The organism is Neiella litorisoli (assembly GCF_014773395.1).
GTDB classification, from domain to species: Bacteria; Pseudomonadota; Gammaproteobacteria; order Enterobacterales; family Neiellaceae; genus Neiella; species Neiella litorisoli.
The window spans coordinates 224076-245596 of the sequence record NZ_JACXAF010000001.1; the positions used below are offsets into that span (position 1 = coordinate 224076).

A 21521-nucleotide genomic window follows, 5' to 3' on the forward strand; every position below is an offset into this window, starting at 1 on the left:
TTGTGACGGATCTATGAACGACAGCGAATTTCACTCCCTGATTGATCAGCAGCTGAATGCCATTGAAGAGCAACTTGACGAAATCGATGCCGATATCGATTACGAAACCATGGCAGGTATTTTGACCATTGATTTTGCCGATGGCTCCAAGGTGATTATTAACCGCCAAGAGCCGGTGCATCAGCTGTGGCTAGCGACTCGCAAAAACGGCTATCACTTTAACTATGTTGATGGTGCCTGGCTGGATGATCGGACCGGCGAGAATTTTCTCGATATTTTCAACACAGCTTGCAGCGAACAAGCTGGCGAGCCGATTGAGATTCGCTAAAGGTTGACTGACTGCGCCACGCTGCCGCCGGCACCATAAGGTAGGATGTGCTTACTGCCGTTACGTTCGACGATTTCGTAGAACTGCGGCAGATTGAAGTTCACTTTTTGCTCTTCATCATCGCTTTGCTGCTGTCTTGATGACGAGTAGAAGCGATTGACGCTCTGTACCAACTCTTCTTTTGAGCCTTTGAAATGCTCATACAGCTCGACCTGATTGGCCTCATCAACCACATAGATGTTGAAGCCTTCTAAGCCTTGCTCGAAGAAAAATTGCACTAACCCTTCACTGGCATGGTTTTCGACGATAGTTGGCGCCACACTATCGGCCGACTCGCCAGAAGCATGATCACGACCACCAATTTTGTTGTGGGAAATATGGCGATAAAAGTCGACTGGGTTTTCAAGCTTGTGCTTGTAGACTGAGCGTCGCTCGAAGAACAAGCCGTGGCGTTCCCCGCCGAGGGTAAACAACCGGTAATCCGAGCCGGAGCCAGAGCGATCCAAACGCATGGTCATACAGTCGAGCAGAACCTGCCGCACTTGCTGACCAATCAGGTTTGGGTTTTGCTGTGAGTAACAGAACACATCGCTGCGCATCGGGATATTGGCCTGCTTGTGCATCTTGGATGTCAGCATCACCATGCAATCAAGAATCGCTTCATTGCCGGCAAAATGGTAACTGTGGATCTCATTCCAGCTACTGACGAACAGCATGTCGATGCTTTGCACCAAATTTTCTTCATCATCGCCGAGACTAAAGATACTGTGACTCTCTGGCGTGGCATCGAGTGGCAACTCGTGGTCAACTCGAGCCTGCGGATGAGACAGGTTCACGAACAACATCAACTGACGAATTTCGCTGGGCTTACTCAGCTCTTCTTTGCGGGTAGCGGCAAAAGTAACCGGCATCGCCGAGCTTAAATCACGCACCATACGACGCACAGCATCGACCGTAATGTCACTAGCTGGCGCATGAATGTTGATTTCCGTCGTGGGATTGACGATACCGTTGAAATAGGCCCACGCTAGCAGCTTGGATAAATGATCGGTGTGCTTCTGATGTTTCGCGCCAATCATGCTGCTGGCGCGCAGCGGGGTTTTATACAAATACCAACCGGCAGGATTATTTCGCCCTTCTGGCACCTGCACCAAGGTGATCACCGGCTCAAATAAACTCGGCGCAATGTTAGGGTTAATCAGATCAACCTTGCTCGGCGTCATCTCAAACGATGCATACAACTTGCGCGAGAGCACACCGATATCTTCGGGGTTGATGGCTTCACTGATTTGATTACGGCGAGCAAATTCAATCAATTTGCGGAAGCCAACCATTAAGGCTTCGAGCACTTCGCGGTAGGCTTTTCTAACGTGCTCGACTTTCCATTGTTCGCGGCGATCAAGCTCGGCCAGTAATTCCGGCGGCCAGTGCCAGTCGGACATCAAATAACGCAGACCAACTACTTGCCAGTTGAGTTCTTCTTGCGGCTGACTCAGCAGCATGCAGGTTTTCAGATAAAAACAGCGACGCGCTAAATCCAGTCGCGCCCAATCATTTTGTTCACGCAGGTAGTCGCTCACGCGATCCAGCACCAAACGATAGCTATCTAAGCCGAGTGGATCGCAGCAGCCATCCATCCAGCGCTGCTTAAACTGGTGACACAACAAGCTGGTATTCGGATACTCGTGGGAATAACACTCAAGAAGCAAGGTCTTGAGCACCGCTTTAAATGGCGAATCAATCCCTTTGTAGAGTTGCCACAACGCCGCGCCAAAGTACTCTTCTGCGGGGACGCGGGCAATGCCGCCCAAATCGACCCAGTCGCGCGGGTCCATTAATTGCTGATCAAATAACGCCGCAACATACTCCGAATACTGCTCTTCGCAATCCACCGGCACCAAGAACCAAACCAGATTACAGCCGGCCAAGCGAACGCAAGAGCGATAGAACTCGTCGAGTAGCAGCCAGTTCTGAGTCGAGCCACAATTGTCTTTTGTCACCACTTGTTGGCGGCTGCGGACAAACTGCTCAGGGTCGACTAAAAAGAAATTGGCTTCGATTCCCATCTGAGCAGACCAGGCCGTGATCTTCTGACACTTCTGCTCCAACAACATCCGTTGGTGGGCATTGAGGTTCGAGTCGTAAATCACCCAGACATCGAGATCGGAGTCGCAGCACTGCCCCAGCGACGCTGTACTGCCCATGCAAAAGACGCCAAGAATAGCGCTGTCATCGGTCAGCTCAGGACGAAAATGCTCCCACTCAGACAAATAGCGACGTTGCACTTCCATCAAATGATAATTTTGAATACCAGCCGGACAGCTGCCGCCAACATAACCGGGCAAATCAGGATGATTGAAATGCAGTAGTGGCGCAATCAGCTCAAAAACTTTAAGGCCGGACTCGGTGAGGATAAGGCGCGCACGATTGAGGCGCTGCTGATTAAGCGCTTCGAGACGAGCGATACGTTGCTCGATTTCAATACCATTGGTATCCATCAGTACACCACAACCTGGCGACAGGGATGACTAACAAAACGGCAACAAAACGGCGACATGAATAGGCTGGTACCTTGGGTAAAACGTGATCATGCTAGCAACTTAACTCCCCAAGGTAAACTCTGCCAAAGCTTGGGTCTGGGTAAGGGCAGTGATAGCATGTCGCTATGACGTTAAATGGAAACTTATATGTCTTTGATCCGCATCGCCACTCGCAAAAGTCCGTTAGCCTTGTGGCAGGCTGAATATGTAAAAGCACAACTCCAGCACTACCATCCACAATTGCAAGTCGAACTCGTTCCCATGGTCACCAAGGGCGATAAAATTCTCGATACCCCGCTTGCCAAAATTGGTGGTAAGGGGCTGTTTATCAAAGAGTTGGAAGTTGCCATGCTAGAAGGTGAAGCCGACATCGCCGTGCATTCGATGAAAGATGTGCCGATGGAGCTACCCGAACCTTTCTGCTTGCCAATTATTTGCCCGCGAGAGAACAGCGCTGATGCATTTGTTAGTAATAACTACCAAACCATCGATGCATTGCCACACGGCGCCCGTGTTGGCACCTCTAGTTTGCGCCGTCAATGCCAGCTCAAAGCAGCTCGTCCTGATCTAGAGATCTTAGACTTGCGTGGCAATGTCGGCACCCGTTTAAGCAAGCTCGATGGCGGTGAATATGATGCCATTATTCTCGCCAGCGCTGGCTTGATTCGGCTCGAAATGCCGCAGCGAATTAATCAACACTTGCCCCACAGCTTATGCCTACCGGCGGCTGGCCAAGGTGCCGTTGGTATTGAATGTCGCGAAGACGATCAAGCCACCCAAGCGCTGCTAGCGCCACTGCATTGCGAAACCACCGCCTTATGCGTTCGCGCCGAACGAGCCATGAATCGCCATTTAGAAGGCGGTTGTCAGGTTCCGATCGCGGGCCAGGCCGAGCATCATGGCAGCCAGCTCACCCTCACCGGCTTGGTTGGCAGCATGGATGGTCAAACGATTCTTCGCTGCGTATTAACCGGACCTGCTTCAGAGCCGGAAGCATTGGGCGTACAAGTAGCTGAAAAACTGTTGGAACTAGGCGCTAAACCATTACTCGAAGGCTGTGCCAGCTGAGCCTTTAATGAGCCTAAAATGACAAAAGTACTGCTGACCCGGCCCGAGCAAGAATGTCAGGCGCTACAACAACTGCTGGCAGCGGACAACATTGAGGCAATGTGCCAACCACTGTTTGCCATTATCCCCGGGCGGCAGTTGTCATCACTGGCCGAGCAGTTAGCCGTTGCTGACATCGTGATAGCCGTCAGCAAACATGCCGTATCGATGGCTAGTCGGCAGCTCAATCAGCAATGGCCAAGCCACATTCGTTGCTTTGCCGTTGGCCAAGCCACGCAACAAGCTTGGCAGCAAGCCGGCGTTGAGGCGATAGCGCCACAGCTTGAAACCAGCGAAGGCTTGTTAGCTCTGCCGCAACTGGCAAATGTGGCAGAGCAGCGCATTGTCATTCTGCGTGGTCAACGTGGACGCGAATTACTCGCGGAACAACTTCACCAGCGCGGCGCAGATGTCAGCTATTGCGAGTGCTACCAACGTGAGGCAATTACTTTAAATTCCAGTCAGTTGGTTCCATACTGGCAACAACAAATAAGCTATCTGATAATCACCAGCGGTGAGCAGCTCAATCGGTTACAGGCTCTGTGCGATGAATCACAATTGCCATGGCTATACTCAAATACGCTGATCACAGTGAGCCAACGACTGGCCGATCTCGCTCGGACAATGGGTTTCAAGCAGATTTTGGTCAGTGCCAGTGCTAATAATCAGGCATTAAAAGCAACACTGCTTACCGCGATGAATAAGGCTAAATCAAGATGACAGAAAAACAGCAAGCGGCAGTCACCAACGACAACGAGCAAGAGCCGCTCGAGCATGCCACTGACTCGTCCGCTGAACAGACGCAACCCGTCTTGACCGAGGAGCCAGAGCACAGCGCGGCCGAAGAGCCAAATAAAAAATCGCGCAATGGCGTTGCTGTCACAGCCTTAGTGTTCAGTCTGCTGAGCTTTGCTGCCATCATTCTTGGCCTGTTTGCCGTCACCATGGTTTGGCCAGAATGGCAGAAAAACCAGCAGCAGTTCGCTGAATTTAGCGAGCAATTCCAACAGCGTCAGCAAGCCTCAGTTCGAGTATTCGAGCAACTCACGACTACGAATCAAAATCAGCAACAATCTCTCGATCAGTTTCAAACTCAACTGGCCGACAGCATGCTCAGTCAGCAACGCATGGAGCAGCGGTTGCAGCAGCTCGATGGCCGCAAATCCAATGAGTGGTTGTTGGCCGAGGTCGATTATCTGATCCGACTGGCAACTCGAAAGTTATGGATGGAGCGCGACGTCAACGGCGCCAAAGCGCTGCTCAAGAGTGCCGATTTGCGCGTTGCTGAATTGCGCGATCCCCAGCTGTTATCGCTGCGCCGTAGTCTCAGCAATGACATTGCCACGCTTGGCGCCCTGCCTCGAGTTGACATCGATGGTATTGCGCTGACCCTTGATGGCCTGATTAGTCAGCTCGACATGCTGCCACTGAATGCACTTGAGATCCCGGACAGCGTTGGCCCGCAAAACGCCCAAACGGTTACCAATGATCCATCCGACTGGCGCCAAAACCTGATGCAAAGCTGGCGTCATTTTGTTGATGGCTTTATCGCCGTTAACCGCCGCGCCGACGGCGCCACGCCGTTACTACCACCAGAGCAACGTTGGTACCTGCGCGCGAACATTCGCCTGACATTGCAGCAAGCCCAACTAGCGGCGCTGCGCAATCAGCCGCAGCTGTATGCCAATGCCATTAATCAAAGTGATGATTGGCTCAGGGAGTATTTTGACAATAGCGACAGCGCGGTTCAGTACGTAAGAGAAGCCTTGGCGGAATTGGCCATCTCACCGGTGCGGTTGCAACTACCGGGTGACTTAGAAAGCCGCCAGTTGATCCGCAGTTTATTGGCAACCGAACACGACACCAGCGGTGTCACCAACACACCGGCTGATGAGCAGTCTGATGAACAAGCGCCGCCGCAACAAACAGAACAGAGTGATGGCGAGCAACCAGTAGCGGAATCAAGCGACGTTGAGCCAACACAACCAGTTGAAGCAGAGCCCGAATCAGCGCCCGCGTTAGAATCAGAGCCGGAGCCGATGCCAGAGCCTGCCGCCACGGATTCGGAGGGTAGCCTATGATTCGGGTGATCATACTGCTCATTGCTGCCGCCGCAGCCATGGTGTTTGGTCCGGTCGCCAGCGGCAATAAGGGCTATGTGCTGATTGCCTTGGGCGAGACCACAGTGGAAATGACCGTGGTGAGCTTTGTCATTAGCCTGATTGGTGTGTTCGTGGTGATTTTCGTCACCGAATGGCTGGTGAAAAAAATACTTCGGATCACCAATCAGTCCGTCCTCTGGCTCAGTAATCGCAAACAACGATTAGCCCTCAAACACACCGCCGACGGCTTAGTTGCCGTCGCCGCCCAAGACTGGAAAAGCGCCGAGCGACTGCTAGCCAAAAGTGCCGAGCATAGCCACAGCCCAGAGCTCAACTATTTGGTCGCAGCCGAAGCCGCCAAGCGCCTCGGCAATGACAAGCGCAGCCAAAAATATTTTGCTCAGGTTGGCGATGCGGGCCGCAACTCGTTGGCCATTGCGATGACCAAAGCGCGACTGGCGGATAATCCGCAAAGCCAGCGGGAAGCCTTGGGTTTACTCGAGCAATGGCATCGTCACAACCCCAAGAATGCGTCGCTACTGACCCAGCTGAGTGAGCTATATCAAGCACTGGAAATGTGGCTGGAGTGGCTACAGCTATTGCCGGAGCTGAAAAAATACAGCCAACTGCCAGCGGCACAATTGGCGCAAACCGAAGTGAGCGCTTATGGACATTATTTCGAACTGCTGGCCAGTCAGAAAGGCGTTGAACCAACCATCAGTTATTGGCAATCGTTGGCCAAGCAAACTCAGCAAAATGGCGACATTCTGGCTGGATTCAGCCGCGCAATGCGCCGTCATGGTGGCGGCCCTCAAGCAGCGGACTTAGTTTACCCAGCCTTACTCAAAACACCGACTCAAACCCTGTTGGATGAATGGTTGCAGTTGCCCGTTGCCGAGCCAGAACAAAAATTACAGGAAGTGAAAAAGCGGGCCAAAGGCGATGAAGCCATGCGCGCCAGCCTGATAGGCATTACCGCGCTTCACGCCCGCTACTTTGATGAAGCCAGCGATCATCTGAAAAAAGCCTTGAGACAACTCAGCAATCGCCGCGACTATTTAGCGCTGGCCTCAGCGCTGGAGCAAAACGGCAATTACAGTAGTGCCATTGAGGCCTACCGCAAAGCCGTTACCTTGTCTTAACGGTTTATTCGATAAAGGCAAAAGCGTCTGAAAACATCCGCTCGCGAGGCATACCGCGCTCAATAAAGGCGTCGCGAGCAATGCCAACCATTTCAAAGCGACCGGCCATGTAGATATCATAGCCACTCATATCGGCAAAATCGGCCAATACCGCTTGATGGACTTTACCTATTTTGCCCTGCCAACCAGCCGATGGTTCTTCGACCACGGCGTGAACCGTCAGCCAGTCATGATTTGCCGCCAAGTGTTCGATGCGCGGCCACTCATATAAATCAGCTTCTTTGCGAACGCCCCAATACAACACCAAAGGCTCGCGACGCGGCTGATCAATCATGCTCATCAGAATACTGTTCACGTACGAAAAGCCTGTGCCGCCGGCCATCAGAATAGTTGGCTCATGGCGTTCAGGATGCCAGTAGGCCTCACCGCCAGGTAATGACACTGTCACTTGCTGATGGTCGCGCAGGTAGTCAATGGCCTGACCGGCGTAACTGTCGGCTCGGCCAGCACCAATGTGCAGCTCTAAGGTCGCCGCGGAGGTCGCGCTAGCAATGGAAAAAGGTCGCTTATCGTCATCTGATAGGTGCAGCATCAAATACTGGCCGGGCAAAAATTCGACTGGCTCTGCTGGGATCAAAATTGCACGTTGAACGTAAGGCGTCAGCGCCTCAAGACGGCTTACCGTGCAAATCACTTGTTTCATCATTTCTCCAGATACGGTGACTTAATTGTCACCGTCAAAAATGCCGAGTTCGTCCCATATGGCATCGACTCGGTCTTTTACTTGTTGACTCATGGTTATCGGCTCGCCCCACTCTCGATCGGTTTCGCCTGGCCACTTATTGGTGGCATCCATCCCCATCTTCGAACCAAGACCGGCAACCGGAGAGGCGAAGTCGAGGTAATCGATCGGGGTGTTCTCAATCAGCGTGGTATCTCTGGCCGGATCCATTCGCGTGGTCATCGCCCAAATCACATCCTGCCAATTTCGAGCGTCGATATCATGGTCACAAACAATAACAAATTTAGTGTACATAAACTGCCGCAAGAACGACCAAACACCCATCATGACTCGTTTTGCGTGACCGGCATATTGTTTACGGATAGTCACCACTGCCAAGCGATACGAACAACCTTCCGGCGGTAAGTAAAAATCCTCAATCTCGGGAAATTGCTTTTGCAGAATCGGCACAAACACTTCGTTCAAGGCAACACCAAGTACGGCTGGCTCATCCGGCGGCCGGCCAGTATAAGTGCTGTGATAAATCGGCTCGTTACGCATGGTAATGCGCTGCACCGTGAATACCGGAAACTGCTCCACTTCATTGTAGTAGCCGGTGTGGTCGCCATAGGGGCCTTCGGGTGCAAATTCATCTGGCTCGATGACACCCTCGAGAACAATCTCGGCACTCGCTGGTACTTCCAGATCATTGCCAATACAACGCACCGTTTCGGTTTTATTGCCGCGCAGCAGACCAGCAAAGGCGTATTCCGACATGGTATCAGGCACAGGTGTCACCGCCCCTAAGATGGTCGCCGGATCGGCACCTAAGGCGACCGAAACAGGGAAGGGCTCCCCCGGATGCTGCTCTTGCCAATCACGCAAATCGAGGGCGCCGCCACGGTGCGACAACCAACGCATAATCAGCTTGTTTTTGGCCAGCAACTGCTGGCGATAGATACCAAGATTCTGCCGTTTCGAACGGGGCCCACGGGTAATGGTTAAGCCCCAGGTTACCAGTGGTGCAACATCGCCGGGCCAGCAGGTCATAATCGGTAACTGATTTAAATCGACCTCATCACCTTCAAATACCACTTGCTGACAAGGCGCCTTGCCCAACACTTTGGTGGGCATGTTGAGCACTTGCTTGTACATGGGTAGCTTTTGCAAGGCATCTTTGAAACCCTTTGGCGGCTCCGGCTCTTTCAGCGATGCCAATAACTTACCCACATCTTTTAGCGCGCTGACTTCGCTCTGGCCCATGCCCAACGCCACCCGCTTGGGCGTGCCGAACAAGTTGGCCAACACCGGAATATTAAAGCCCTTGGGGTTTTCGAATAACAACGCCGGCCCACCTGCACGCAGTGTGCGATCGGCGATTTCGGTCATTTCCAAATTAGGATCGATAGGTTGTGCAATACGCTTTAATTCGCCGAGCGACTCGAGTTGGTCGAGGAAGTCTCTCAGATCCTTATATTTCATAACGGCCACATAGAAAAGTTGAGGAATTAGTATAGTGAAGCTGACGCAATAAGCGCGGCTGACTCAGCGCAGTTTAACGATGGCGTAAGGCCAATGGTTCAAGGACGTAGCCACTTTGTTCAATGGCCAGCTGAGCAAATCGGTCAGCAGGACTATCCAGCTGTTTTAATTGCAATTTACGATGTAATTCCTGCAATGTTTGCTGACTACCATATTTTGCCAACGACACCGCAGATACGGGCCCGATACGCTCATCGTACAAACCATCGACCATCAATTGTTGAACATCATCATCAGGCCCAAAGTGAGTTGCTAGAACTGGCATTGCTGCCACCGCCAAATCGCCTTGTTGCGCCGCTTCAACCAGCAACTGTTTGGCAGTAGTTTGGTCAAAGCGTTGGGGTATCTCACGCAAACTATTTAAGGTGGCTTCGCGCTCCCCGCGAGCGATAACCTGCCGCAATAAATCAGCTCGCTCGCAACGCAGGGCAAGTGCGGCCAACACGGTCGCGTCAATCCCATCGAACACGCCATCAACCGAACATGCAGGAAATTGTTGCTGACTTAACCAATAAAGCTGTCGTTGCTGCGATAGCATCAGCCAGTCTGACCAAGTCGGCAGCGCGCGTTGCTTGGCTCGCACCAAAAGCTGCTCGGCCGTGTGTTGAATCAAGCCATGACCGCTGCGTTGCCAATCCTCGGTCCAAGCCCGTTGCGCCTCAGTTAACGGTTCCGGCAGCCCCATTAAGTGCTGCATGTGCTGTAGCACAGCAAGCTCAATGGCGGCGTCATTCGACGCAGTCTGGTTCAGATCAGTTGGACTGAGGGCAGTTGGATTTAGGCGAGCTTGAGCAAACGATTGTTGGAAATCAGTACTATGGGCGAGTTCATCACTGAGATCGGTAGCCTGACAGGCTAAGCTCCAAATGAGCAGCCCGATGCCGACACTCAACGCCTTCATGGCAGATTTCATCCGTTGGCCAAATCCCAATTTGTCTGATGAGGTAGGGTTAGTTATTAGTGCAGCGTACATCGGCTGCTTATTAATCAAGCATTCTGCACTAAAAAGGGCAGAAAAAGCTAGCATTTAGCTCTTACTGCCCTTGATAAGACCGCTAAATCTTATTTTTTCTTCATCGCTTCGAAAAATTCATCGTTGGTTTTGGTCATGGCCAACTTATCGATGAGGAATTCCATGCCACTGATTTCATCCATTGGGTGGATGATTTTGCGCAGGATCCACATTTTTTGCAGCTCATCAGGCGTAGTGAGCAGCTCTTCGCGACGGGTACCCGAACGATTAATATTAATGGCTGGGAACACACGTTTTTCAGCGATCTTACGATCCAAATGCACTTCCATATTACCGGTGCCTTTGAATTCCTCGTAAATCACTTCGTCCATCTTCGAGCCGGTATCGATCAATGCCGTTGCCAGAATCGTCAGGCTACCGCCTTCTTCGACATTACGGGCCGCACCGAAGAAACGTTTTGGTTTGTGCAAGGCGTTAGCATCAACACCACCGGTCAGTACTTTACCTGACGATGGGATCACAGTGTTGTAAGCGCGTGCCAAACGAGTGATGGAATCAAGCAGGATCACCACGTCTTTTTTATGCTCGACCAAACGCTTGGCTTTTTCGATCACCATTTCTGCCACTTGCACGTGGCGGCTGGCTGGCTCGTCAAAGGTGGAAGCAACCACTTCGCCCTTCACCAAACGCTTCATTTCGGTCACTTCTTCTGGTCGCTCGTCAATCAGCAATACCATCAGTTCGCATTCTGGGTGGTTCGCGGCAATCGATTGCGCCAAGTTCTGCAGTAAGATTGTTTTACCGGCTTTTGGCGGTGCCACAATCAAACCACGCTGACCTTTACCGGTCGGCGATGCCAAATCCAGTACCCGTGCCGTAATGTCTTCTGTTGAGCCGTTACCACGCTCCATCCGCATACGCTCTGCAGCATGCAGTGGGGTGAGGTTTTCAAAGAGGATTTTATTACGGGAGTTTTCTGGACGGTCGAAGTTGACTTCGTTGACTTTCAACAGAGCGAAATAGCGTTCACCTTCTTTCGGCGGACGAATTTTACCGGCAATGGTGTCACCGGTCCGCAAGTTGAAGCGACGGATCTGGCTCGGAGAGACGTAAATGTCATCCGGCCCAGCTAGATAAGAGCTGTCGGCGCTTCGGAGAAAGCCAAAACCATCCTGCAAAATCTCGAGCACACCGCTACCGAAGATATCTTCGCCACCTTTAGCATGTGTCTTGAGAATCGTAAAAATGATGTCTTGTTTGCGCAAGCGGGCTAGGTTATCTAGGCCTTTGCTTTCGCCCAGAGCAATCAGCTCTGATACTGGGGTGTTTTTTAACTCGGTTAGGTGCATCTTGGGATCTGCTACACGTCGGTTATGTTGGAATAGTTCAATTGCATAGTGACGCGCTCTGCGCACCACGGAGAAAAGACTTTGGAATTTCCCGGCAAAATTAGCCGCAAGAAGGGAACTCAGTTAGATGTAAAGTAACACCTATAATTGGATTCGTCCAGAAAGATAGTCATAAAGGCTAACGATTTAACATTGATAGCCTTTATGACTGATTTGCTTACAGGTTGTCGTTGATAAACTCAACCAGCTGGCCTTTCGACAAAGCACCAACTTTAGTTGCTGCAACATTGCCATCTTTGAATAACAACAATGTCGGAATACCACGAATACCGAATTTCGGCGCAGTTTCAGCGTTGTCATCAATATTTAATTTAGCGATGGTTAGCTTGCCATCGAACTCGCCAGCAACTTCATCCAGAATCGGCGCGATCATTTTGCAAGGGCCACACCATTCCGCCCAAAAGTCAACCAACACAGGGCCGCTGGCTTTTAATACATCGTCTTCAAAACTGGCATCTGTCACGTGGACAATTTTGTCGCTCATCGCTTGCTCCAAATATAGGGTTAGGTCGCTCTCAGTTCAGTCACTATATATGGCGACACTTTGGATCTATTTCAAGTCATGTTGTTTATTATTGCAAGTTTAACCTGATATGCTTACCAGATGAGCAAAACACATTTAACAGAACAGCGCTTTAGCGAATTCCCGCTACACCCAAAAGTGTTAAGCGCACTCACCGAAAAAGGGTTCGATTTCTGCACCCCGATTCAGGCTAAGACCCTGCCTTTGGCATTGGACGGCAAAGACGTTGCTGGCCAAGCTCAAACTGGTACAGGGAAAACCATCGCGTTTCTAGCCGCTACTTTTCATCATTTACTGAATACGCCAAGTCGTGAAGATCGACCGTCGAATCACCCCCGAGCGGTGATCGTAGCACCAACGCGCGAACTGGTTATTCAAATCCATAACGACGCCGAATTGATGGCCAAGCACAGCGATATCAAGCTGCAAGTGGTCTACGGCGGCGAAGGATACGACATTCAGCGCCAGCGTTTGCAGCAAGGCGTCGATGTGCTGGTCGCGACTATGGGCCGTCTGATCGATTACTTCAAGCAAGGCGTGATTAGCTTGGATGATGTCCAAGTGGTCGTGCTCGATGAAGCAGACCGAATGTTTGACCTCGGCTTCATCAAAGACATTCGCTACATGATGCGTCGCTTGCCGCCGCCAACGGAGCGACTCAATCTGCTTTACTCAGCAACGCTGTCTTATAAAGTCCGTGAACTGGCTTATGAACACATGAATGAGCCAACTCATGTGCAAATCGAACCTGAGCGTAAAACTGCCGAGAAAATCCAAGAAGAGCTGTTCTACCCATCGAATGAAGACAAGATGACCTTGTTACTCACGCTGATGGAAGAAGAATGGCCCGATAAAGCCATTGTGTTTGGCAACACCAAGCATGGTTGTGAAAAGATCTGGGGCGCTTTGGCTGGCGAAGAGCACCGCGTGGGCTTGCTAACCGGCGATGTGCCGCAGCGTAAACGTCTCAAAATCCTCGAGCAATTCACTCAAGGTGAGTTGGATATTCTGGTGGCAACGGATGTTGCAGCACGTGGGCTCCACATTCCAGCAGTGACTCACGTCTTTAACTATGACCTGCCAGACGATGCCGAAGATTACGTTCACCGTATTGGCCGTACCGGCCGCGCGGGTGCGAGCGGTCACGCCATTAGCTTTGCTTGTGAGCAGTACGCGATTAACTTACCGGCGATTGAGTCCTACATTGCTCATGAAATTCCAGTGACTCAATACGATGCCAACGCATTGCTAACGGATATCAAACCAGCTAAGCACATGCCGCGTACTCGTCAGGTCAATCAAAGTGGCCGCAAGCGTTCTCGCAGCGGTGGCAATAGTAACCGACGTCCGCAAGGAAAACCGTCTAAGTAGTGTTTGGCTTATGACCACCAGTAACCAAGATTTGTTTGCCGCCATTGATTTAGGCTCAAACAGTTTTCACATGCTGGTGGTTCGCCAAGTAGCCGGCACCATCCAGACCATCGCCAAAATCAAACGAAAAGTGCGGTTAGCGGCGGGTCTGGACGACAACCTAACACTTTCAGCCGAAGCGATGGAGCGCGGCTTTGACTGCCTCCAGCTATTCGCTGAGCGCCTGCAATTCATTCCCAGCTCAAACGTTCGTATTGTGGCCACAGCCACCATCCGGCTCGCCACCAATGGCGCCCAATTTATTACCCAAGCCGAGCACATCACCGGTAACCGCATTGATGTCATCAGCGGTGAACAAGAAGCCCACTTCGTTTATCAAGGTGCGGCATATACATCTGCCGGCAGCGATCAGCGCTTAGTGATCGACATTGGTGGCGCCAGTACCGAGCTGATCATTGGCCAAGGGGCCGACATTCATCAAGCCGTCAGCCTTGATATGGGTTGTGTCCGTTTTACTGAAGAATATTTCGCTGATGGGCTGTTTAATCAACTTAGCTTCACTGCCGCCGTCAACGAGGCCAAGCGCATCGTTGCGCCACTGGTGGCGAACTATCAGCAAATCGGCTGGCAGCAAGCTCTTGGCGCATCAGGCACCCTGCGGGCGATTCAAGAAGTGCTGCTGGCGAACGGCTACGATGACGTCATCACCTTAGAAGTACTGCACCAACTGCAGCAACGCGTGGTGTCTGCAGGAAAGTTGAGTCTGCTGACCATTGATGGTCTGAAAGAAGAACGTAAGCCGGTGTTTGCCGGCGGTCTGGCGATCCTGACTGGTTTGTTTGAAGCCTTGGCTATCCACGATTTGCGCATTTCCGGAGGCGCCCTTCGCGAAGGGCTCGTGTACGGCATGCTCAACGTCACCGCCGGTGATGATGTCAGACAGCGGACGCTCAGCAATCTCGCCGACAAGTACCATTTGGATACTCAGCATGGCGAACAATGCCGTCAGGCGGCCATGGCGTTATGCGCCCAATTTGAGCCTCACTGGCCGATTACTGAAGACGGCAAGGCGATGCTGGCCTGCGCCGCACAATTGCATGAGATTGGCTTCACGATTGGATTCGTCAATGGCCATCGGCACGGTGCGTACATTCTCAGCCATACCAATCAGCCGGGCTTTTCAACCAGCCAACAAACTTTGATTGCCACCTTGCTCGGCGCCAGCAAAGGCGATTTATCGGCCGATTCGCTTCAGCACCTGCAAGGCTACGATAATGAACAAGTGATCGCTCTTGTGCGGATCTTGCGTTGGGCGATGATTCTCACCAGCCATCGCTCAAACCATTTGTTACTGCCGCTGCAGATCCACTGCGATGGCCACGAGGTACACTGGCAGATGCCCGCTGACTGGCAAAAGAAGCACCCGTTAACGGCTGTCAACTTAGCAGAGGAAAGTCATTTCCAAACCGAAGCTGGTTTTACCTTTCAACTCAGTGAGGCCAAGCTCAGCGAACCATCAGAAGCCTGATGTTCGCCGCTTGCCAGTCAGATTAGCTGTTTTGCTCTTTGAGCCAGCGCGCCACGTCCACGGCAAAATAGGTCAAAATGGCATCCGCTCCGGCACGCTTGAACGCCAGTAGCGACTCCATTACCACCGCTTTTTCATCGAGCCAGCCGTTCTGCGCCGCCGCTTTTAACATGGCGTATTCACCACTCACTTGATAAACCATGGTTGGCACTTTGAATTCGTCTTTCACGCGACGAACAATGTCGAGATAAGGCATACCTGGCTTGACCATGACCATGTCGGCGCCTTCTTGCAAATCCATCGCCACTTCCCGCAGCGCTTCATCACCATTCGCCGGATCTATCTGATAGCTATATTTATTACCACCCTTGAGGTTACCGGATGAACCAACCGCATCACGAAATGGGCCATAGAAACTTGAAGCGTACTTGGCTGAGTAAGCCAAAATTTGAGTGTGAATATAGCCCGCTTGCTCGAGCGCTTCGCGGATAGCGCCAACACGGCCATCCATCATGTCCGAGGGGGCAACAACATCAGCACCAGCTTGAGCATGACTCAAGGCTTGCTTGACCAGCACTTCGACGGTCTCATCATTCATCACATAACCCGACTCATCGAGTAAACCATCTTGGCCGTGAATCGTGAACGGATCGAGCGCCACATCAGTGATCACACCAAGCTCAGGTTGGTGGGCTTTTAACGCTCGCACCGCGCGTTGGGCTAGGCCATTCGGATCATAAGCCTGCTCGGCCAACTCGGTCTTTACTTCCGCCGGCGTGACCGGAAACAAAGCAACCGCCGGGATCCCGAGCTCAACCAGTTCATCGGCCAGTTCGAGTAGCAAATCAATGGAAAGGCGTGTTACTCCGGGCATCGATGGCACCGATTGACGCTGCTGTTCGCCCTCTAAGACAAACACCGGATAAATTAAATCAGCCGCAGAGACTTGGTTCTCAGCCATCAGTCGACGAGAAAAAGTATGTTTACGCATCCGCCGAGGGCGGGCAAAAGGAAAAGTAGCGGTCATCAATAGTCGTCCGATTTAAAAAGTAATGATTGAGGTGAGTGGCCTTGGGCGCCGACCTGCTGCCACTTGGCCTGATCGCGGCCTGCTTCTTTGGCGCTGTACAAAGCCTGATCGGCCGCATCGAGCAAGCCATTGGGCTCCATTTCAGGCTGTACCACAGCAACCGACAATCCGGCGCTAATAGTCACCGGCAAAGCACCGTCATTGGTGATGAACGGCGTTTGTCTGATTGCCGTGAGCACCTCTTCAACAACCAGCAACGCGCCTTCTAAATGGGTTGCCGGAAGGATGAGCGCAAACTCCTCGCCACCGTAGCGCGTCAAAGCATCCGAAGGGCGCTTTAACACCGACTGAATTCGATGGGCGACTTGGCGAATCACTTCATCGCCAACCAAATGGCCATAGGTATCATTGATCCGCTTAAAGTGATCAATATCGAGCATCACCACACCCAGCGGCGTTTGCTCTCGGCGGCTGCGACGAAATTCAGCAACATAGCGCTTATCAAAGTGCTTGCGGTTTTTTACACCAGTGAGGAAGTCTACCGTGCTTTGCTCTTCAAGCTGGCGATTGGTCTCTTCCAATTCGCGCAGAGCCACTTCCAGCTCAAAGGTCCGCTCTTGAACCTTACTTTCTAATTCTTCGGTGGCATTGGCTTGAGCTTGCAGCGCTTGCTGCTGCAGTCGATTGGCTCGCTCCGCATTTTTCAGCGATTCACGCTGGGCTGCCAAGCGCGCTTGTTTAGCATCAGCAAAGCTGCCAGCCATAACAAACGAAATCACAATCACTTCAGCAATCAAACCAATGATCAGCGGCACATGAGTGGCAATCGGCAACGTCAGCCAGCCTTTGTAACTCAACAGCGTCAAACCAAAACCAATGGACAACGCCAGCCAAGCGATAAAATAAAAACCACTGTAACGAACTTTTTTCTGCCACAGCCAGATGCTGCAACCCAGCATATATAAACTCAGCAAGCACGCCAGCACCACTACCAACCGCACCGCATATAAATGCCAACTGAGCAGCATTACCATGCCACTAAGCGCAATGGCTAAAATCAACACTCGGAAGACGACTTGAAGTCGTTTCGGCGCTTTAGCCTGCGCCACTAAATCACCGGCAAATAATGCGATCAACACGGCGGCAGCGACGCCAATGACCATGATTAATTGGAAGGTATTCCAGAATGGTGGCTGCCAGAAAAAGCTGCTCAAGCCAGTGGCCACCGCAGTCATCAGGAACACGCAAAGGCCATAACAACCGTGAAATAAGAAGCTCAGCGTGCGGCTGTGCCAATAGACAAACAGCTTGAAAACCGCCATGACCAGCAGCACGCCACAGAATAAACCGTTCACGGCCAATGCTCTGGCTTGCTGGGTATAGCTGTCGGCGGCTAGATCAATAGAAATCAGGTAGGAAATATCAGGGTTAGCCGCCACGGCCAAGCCTGGCAGCAATACCAAGCTCAGAGATAACAACCAGCTCCATGGCGACTTATACATTCAACACCCTGTTACTCGAGACGTTTCGCCCGAGTTTTTCGTCCGGCGCCATCTTTACGAACATAAAACGCGCCAAATGCACCGCGTTCAATCACCACTTTGTCGCCCTCAGCAAATTTAGGTCCGGTCGATTGCAGCTTCCAGCGCTGATTGTTATCGAGGCTTAGGGTTAATTTGCCGTATGCATCTTTTGACAGGTCGGTAATCACCGCATCAATGGCATCGATCTTGTCCAATTCTTGCTTGATAATTTTTTGCTCAAGGCCAAATTGCTCTTCCGGCGACGAATCGACAGTCACAACAGATGGTGCTGGCGTACTGCCGGCAACGACCGCCGCAGCTTGAGACTGTTCTGCCGGCACCATTGCGCTTGCAAGTGCCGATGAATCGGCGGGCTGCTGCACTTCCTGACTGATGGTTTTCGCCGCACCCGAGCCAGTTAAGCCATAGCGGGCGCCAATTCGGTCATAGCACAGCAGGCGCTGCTGATCGTTTTTTACCGAGGCACACAACTGCCACTCAGCTTGCCAATCGGCTGCATTGGCGGCGGCACCACTGATGAGCAATGCCCAGCTCAGCAACACGGTATTAGCTTTTAACATCAGATTCCTCTTCATTCTGGTCATCGCGCTGGCGACTGTAGAGCGATGACATCAACACGCCTAACTCAAACAGCAGCCACATCGGCAGCGCTAGTAAAGTTTGAGATATGACATCAGGCGGTGTCAGCAGCATTCCAATAACAAACGCTGCAACAATAACATAGGGGCGTTTTTTGCGCAGCGATGCAGGCGATGTAACGCCACTAACGCAGAGCAAGATCACCGCAATGGGGATCTCGAATGCCAAACCAAAGGCAAACAGAATTTTCAGCACGAAATCGAGATAGCTGGAAATATCCGTGGCGATCACCACATCATCGGGCGCGACACTAGTAAAAAAGCTAAAGGCCAGCGGGAACACCACATAAAACGCGAATGCAATGCCGCCGTAAAATAGCAGTACGCTCATCACCAATAACGGGATGGCTAAACGTCGTTCATGCCGATACAGACCCGGCGCAATAAAGCCCCATGCCTGATGCAACACCACTGGCATGGCCAGCGCCATGGCAACCACTATGGTGAGTTTAAACGGAGTAAAAAATGGCGCTGCGACATTAGTGGCAATCATGTTGCTGCCTTCAGGCAGTTGGGCAACAAGCGGCTCAGCGATCCAATGATACAAATCATTGGCGAAGTAAACCAAGCAGAGAAAAATCACCAAAATGGCAACGACGGCTCGCAACAGCCGCGACCGCAATTCAATCAAGTGAGTGATTAGCGGGACACTGTTATCCGTCATCACGTGGGCTCTTTGTCGGAGAAGGCTGCTCGGAATTAGATTGTTGCGAAGGTGGCGTGCTGTCTGCCGTAGCGTCAGTCTGATAAGGGCGCTGCACCGATTCTGCTGCCGACTTCAGTTCGTCCACTGAACGTTGCAGGTCCGGAGCCAAATTACTCATCCCCTGCTCCTCGGCTTTTTTCAGATTCTGCTGGAGCTCATGGATATGTAACTCCTGACTAATTTCTTCTTTGACATTAGTCGCCATGGAACGCACCGAGCGGATCCAGCCAATCACCGTCCGCAGCGCACCGGGGAGGCGCTCAGGCCCGAGCACAATTAGCCCCAGAACAGCAATAACGCCGAGCTCCCAAAAGCCAATGTCAAACATGTTCGATTACTTCTTTGGAGTTTCAGATTTCTGCGAAGTGAAATCCGCATCCTGTTCAGTTTGGCTTTGATCGGTCAGCTGCTCATTTTTTTGCGGCTCCGATTTATCGTCACTGACAGATTCTTTAAATCCCTTGATGGCCGAGCCCAAATCGCTGCCCAAACCACGCAACTTCTTCGTTCCAAACAGCAGCGCAACAATCACTGCAATAATCAAAAGTTGCCAAATGCTGATTCCACCCATGGTGTCAGTCCTATTTCGATGGTTAAAAAATCTTCGTCATTATAAAGAGCTAGGCTCGCAACGGCTACTACTGCCGATTCAACCACAGCCCCCGCACCCAACATATTGCGGCAGCGGTTAAAACACCAGTTAATTGTGGCCAGCTGACGGTATCGTGGACCAGTCCGCCACACACCGCCAATACCCCCGCAGTCGCCAGCCAATAAAATGAGCGCGCTTGGCGCTGCCGCCATTGGCTGATTTGAGCTGCAGATTGCTGATGTTGTTCGGTGAAGCGCTGCACCGCCTGCAACGAGTCATAAATCAGGTTCGGCATTTCGGGCAATTTTTCACCCCAAAATGGCGCATTTTCCTTGATATCACGCCAAACGGCTTTCGGCCCAATTTGCAGCTGCATCCACTCTTCTAAAAATGGCTTCGCGGTTTTCCATAAATCCAGCTGGGGATACAACTGCCGCCCCAAGCCCTCAATATAAAGCAATGTTTTCTCGAGCAAAACCAGCTGCGGCTGAACTTCCATATTGAATCGGCGCGCGGTATTAAACAAGTTGATCAAGACATGACCAAAGGAAATTTCCGCTAACGGCTTTTGGAATATCGGCTCGCAGACGGTTCGAATGGCAAATTCAAATTCTTCCACATTGGTGTCAGAAGGCACCCAACCCGAAGCCACGTGCAACTCTGCAACCTTGCGATAATCGCGGTTAAAAAAGGCTAAAAAGTTTTCCGCTAAGTAACGTTTGTCTTCACGGTTCAGGGTGCCAACAATGCCAAAATCGACGCCAATGTACATCGGGTTATCAGGGTGTTGCCGAGAGACAAAAATATTGCCCGGATGCATGTCGGCATGGAAAAACGAATCACGGAAAACCTGGGTAAAAAACACTTCAACGCCACGTTCAGCAAGGCGCTCCATGTTGGTACCTTGGGCTTCAAGGGCGGCGATATCACTGACCGGAATGCCATCAATGCGCTCCATCACCAAGACATTCTGACGACAGAAATCGGCATAGATTTCTGGTACATACAAACTATCTGAGCCGTCAAAATTACGCTTTAGCTGAATGCCATTGGCGGCCTCTCGCATTAAGTCGAGCTCATCAAACAGCGTCTTGCGATATTCGCTGACCACTTCTTTGGGACGCAGCCGTTTACCATCGGGGAGAAATTTTTCGGCCAAACCGGCAAACAGTTGCATCACCGAGATATCGGCATCAATGACTTTGCCAATACCAGGGCGAATCACCTTCACCACCACGCTCAGCTGCACGTCATTGATGGTCAGTTTGGCGCCATGTACCTGCGCCACTGAGGCGGACGCCATTGGCTCCGCTTCAAACGAATCAAACACCTGTTCCAGCGATTTGCCATAGGCTTGCTCAATTTGCTGGCGCGCTTGTGATTCATTAATTGGCGCCACTCGATCTTGCAGCTTGGCCAGCTCTTCGGCAAAAGCATCAGGCAGCAGGTCACGGCGAGTCGACAACATCTGGCCAAATTTGACAAACACCGGCCCCAGCTCTTCCAACGCAAGACGAAACCGCGCCGCATCAGAGGCTTCTTTGTGACGCGGGCGAAACCACAGCACAATGAACCGGCCATAGCGAACGTACCAAGGCAGCCAACTTTCTGGAAACAGTCGATCAAGACGGTATTGCCAGAAAATTTTAGTAATTTGATAGAGCCGGCGATGTTGTTTGATTAGCATTCCGAACAGACTCCCGGAGTCGCAAGGCAGGGTATGAA

General features: G+C 51.7%; 20 protein-coding genes. 7 read left to right on the forward strand and 13 right to left on the reverse strand.

What is annotated here, in order from left to right:
• The first annotated feature begins 13 nt into the window (after positions 1-13).
• A complete protein-coding gene (gene cyaY / locus IC617_RS01015; RefSeq protein WP_191143118.1) occupies positions 14-328 on the forward strand; it encodes an iron donor protein CyaY in 315 nt (104 codons plus the stop codon).
• Here cyaY and IC617_RS01020 read toward each other — a convergent pair.
• Positions 325-2826 carry a class I adenylate cyclase gene (locus tag IC617_RS01020; protein WP_191143119.1) on the reverse strand — a complete coding sequence of 834 codons (2502 nt, stop codon included), beginning with the start codon at positions 2824-2826 and terminating at the stop codon, positions 325-327. The genes cyaY and IC617_RS01020 overlap by 4 nt on opposite strands.
• Before the next feature lie 189 nt (positions 2827-3015).
• On the opposite strand from IC617_RS01020, the gene hemC reads away from it, so the two are divergent.
• From hemC to IC617_RS01040, 4 genes are read left to right on the forward strand one after another with little or no spacing between them, the layout of a single operon-like run.
• Entirely contained in the window at positions 3016-3936 is a 921-nt protein-coding gene (hemC, locus tag IC617_RS01025) for a hydroxymethylbilane synthase (RefSeq protein WP_191143120.1), read from the forward strand.
• 18 nt (positions 3937-3954) lie between these two features.
• Positions 3955-4695: a uroporphyrinogen-III synthase gene (locus tag IC617_RS01030; protein ID WP_191143121.1), complete on the forward strand. Its 741-nt coding sequence runs from the start codon at positions 3955-3957 to the stop codon at positions 4693-4695.
• Positions 4692-6056, forward strand: coding sequence for a uroporphyrinogen-III C-methyltransferase (locus IC617_RS01035; RefSeq protein WP_191143122.1), 1365 nt, complete (start codon positions 4692-4694; stop codon positions 6054-6056). Before IC617_RS01030 ends, IC617_RS01035 begins: the two co-directional genes overlap by 4 nt.
• On the forward strand, positions 6053-7219 hold the full coding sequence (locus IC617_RS01040; protein ID WP_191143123.1) for a heme biosynthesis HemY N-terminal domain-containing protein: 1167 nt from the start codon (positions 6053-6055) through the stop codon (positions 7217-7219). Before IC617_RS01035 ends, IC617_RS01040 begins: the two co-directional genes overlap by 4 nt.
• A gap of 4 nt (positions 7220-7223) precedes the next feature.
• Here the strand turns inward: IC617_RS01040 and fre are convergent, their stop codons facing one another.
• From fre to trxA, 5 genes are all read right to left on the reverse strand, one after another.
• Positions 7224-7922 (reverse strand): NAD(P)H-flavin reductase, encoded by a 699-nt coding sequence (fre, locus tag IC617_RS01045; RefSeq protein WP_191143124.1) that lies wholly within the window; start codon positions 7920-7922, stop codon positions 7224-7226.
• 21 nt (positions 7923-7943) lie between these two features.
• The gene (ubiD, locus tag IC617_RS01050; RefSeq protein WP_191143125.1) at positions 7944-9422 is read right to left on the reverse strand and encodes a 4-hydroxy-3-polyprenylbenzoate decarboxylase; all 1479 of its coding nucleotides are present in this window, start codon (positions 9420-9422) and stop codon (positions 7944-7946) included.
• Positions 9423-9495: 73 nt separating this feature from the next.
• A complete protein-coding gene (locus IC617_RS01055) occupies positions 9496-10395 on the reverse strand; it encodes a hypothetical protein (RefSeq protein WP_191143126.1) in 900 nt (299 codons plus the stop codon).
• 149 nt (positions 10396-10544) lie between these two features.
• Positions 10545-11804, reverse strand: a complete 1260-nt coding sequence (gene rho, locus IC617_RS01060; protein ID WP_191143127.1) for a transcription termination factor Rho — start codon at positions 11802-11804, stop codon at positions 10545-10547.
• A 217-nt stretch (positions 11805-12021) separates the two neighbouring features.
• Complete coding sequence (gene trxA / locus IC617_RS01065) at positions 12022-12348, reverse strand: thioredoxin TrxA (RefSeq protein ID WP_191143128.1); 327 nt, start codon at positions 12346-12348, stop codon at positions 12022-12024.
• A gap of 120 nt (positions 12349-12468) precedes the next feature.
• Here trxA and rhlB point away from each other — a divergent pair, with 120 nt between their 5' ends.
• Positions 12469-13758: an ATP-dependent RNA helicase RhlB gene (gene rhlB / locus IC617_RS01070; RefSeq protein ID WP_191143129.1), complete on the forward strand. Its 1290-nt coding sequence runs from the start codon at positions 12469-12471 to the stop codon at positions 13756-13758.
• A 10-nt stretch (positions 13759-13768) separates the two neighbouring features.
• A complete protein-coding gene (locus IC617_RS01075; RefSeq protein ID WP_191143130.1) occupies positions 13769-15286 on the forward strand; it encodes a Ppx/GppA phosphatase family protein in 1518 nt (505 codons plus the stop codon).
• 22 nt (positions 15287-15308) lie between these two features.
• Here IC617_RS01075 and hemB read toward each other — a convergent pair whose 3' ends face one another.
• The 7 genes from hemB to ubiB all read right to left on the reverse strand — a co-directional run bounded on the left by hemB (position 15309) and on the right by ubiB (position 21483).
• Positions 15309-16313 carry a porphobilinogen synthase gene (gene hemB / locus IC617_RS01080; protein WP_191143131.1) on the reverse strand — a complete coding sequence of 335 codons (1005 nt, stop codon included), beginning with the start codon at positions 16311-16313 and terminating at the stop codon, positions 15309-15311.
• Positions 16313-17818: a sensor domain-containing diguanylate cyclase gene (locus IC617_RS01085; RefSeq protein ID WP_191143132.1), complete on the reverse strand. Its 1506-nt coding sequence runs from the start codon at positions 17816-17818 to the stop codon at positions 16313-16315. The genes hemB and IC617_RS01085 overlap by 1 nt, the downstream gene beginning before the upstream one ends.
• Before the next feature lie 11 nt (positions 17819-17829).
• Entirely contained in the window at positions 17830-18420 is a 591-nt protein-coding gene (locus tag IC617_RS01090; RefSeq protein WP_191143133.1) for a hypothetical protein, read from the reverse strand.
• Positions 18407-19162, reverse strand: a complete 756-nt coding sequence (gene tatC / locus IC617_RS01095) for a twin-arginine translocase subunit TatC (RefSeq protein WP_191143134.1) — start codon at positions 19160-19162, stop codon at positions 18407-18409. The genes IC617_RS01090 and tatC overlap by 14 nt, the downstream gene beginning before the upstream one ends.
• Positions 19152-19532 carry a Sec-independent protein translocase protein TatB gene (tatB, locus tag IC617_RS01100; RefSeq protein WP_191143135.1) on the reverse strand — a complete coding sequence of 127 codons (381 nt, stop codon included), beginning with the start codon at positions 19530-19532 and terminating at the stop codon, positions 19152-19154. Before tatB ends, tatC begins: the two co-directional genes overlap by 11 nt.
• 6 nt (positions 19533-19538) lie before the next feature.
• Positions 19539-19775, reverse strand: a complete 237-nt coding sequence (gene tatA / locus IC617_RS01105; RefSeq protein WP_191143136.1) for a Sec-independent protein translocase subunit TatA — start codon at positions 19773-19775, stop codon at positions 19539-19541.
• A 67-nt stretch (positions 19776-19842) separates the two neighbouring features.
• Entirely contained in the window at positions 19843-21483 is a 1641-nt protein-coding gene (gene ubiB, locus IC617_RS01110; RefSeq protein ID WP_191143137.1) for a ubiquinone biosynthesis regulatory protein kinase UbiB, read from the reverse strand.
• Positions 21484-21521 lie beyond the last annotated feature (38 nt).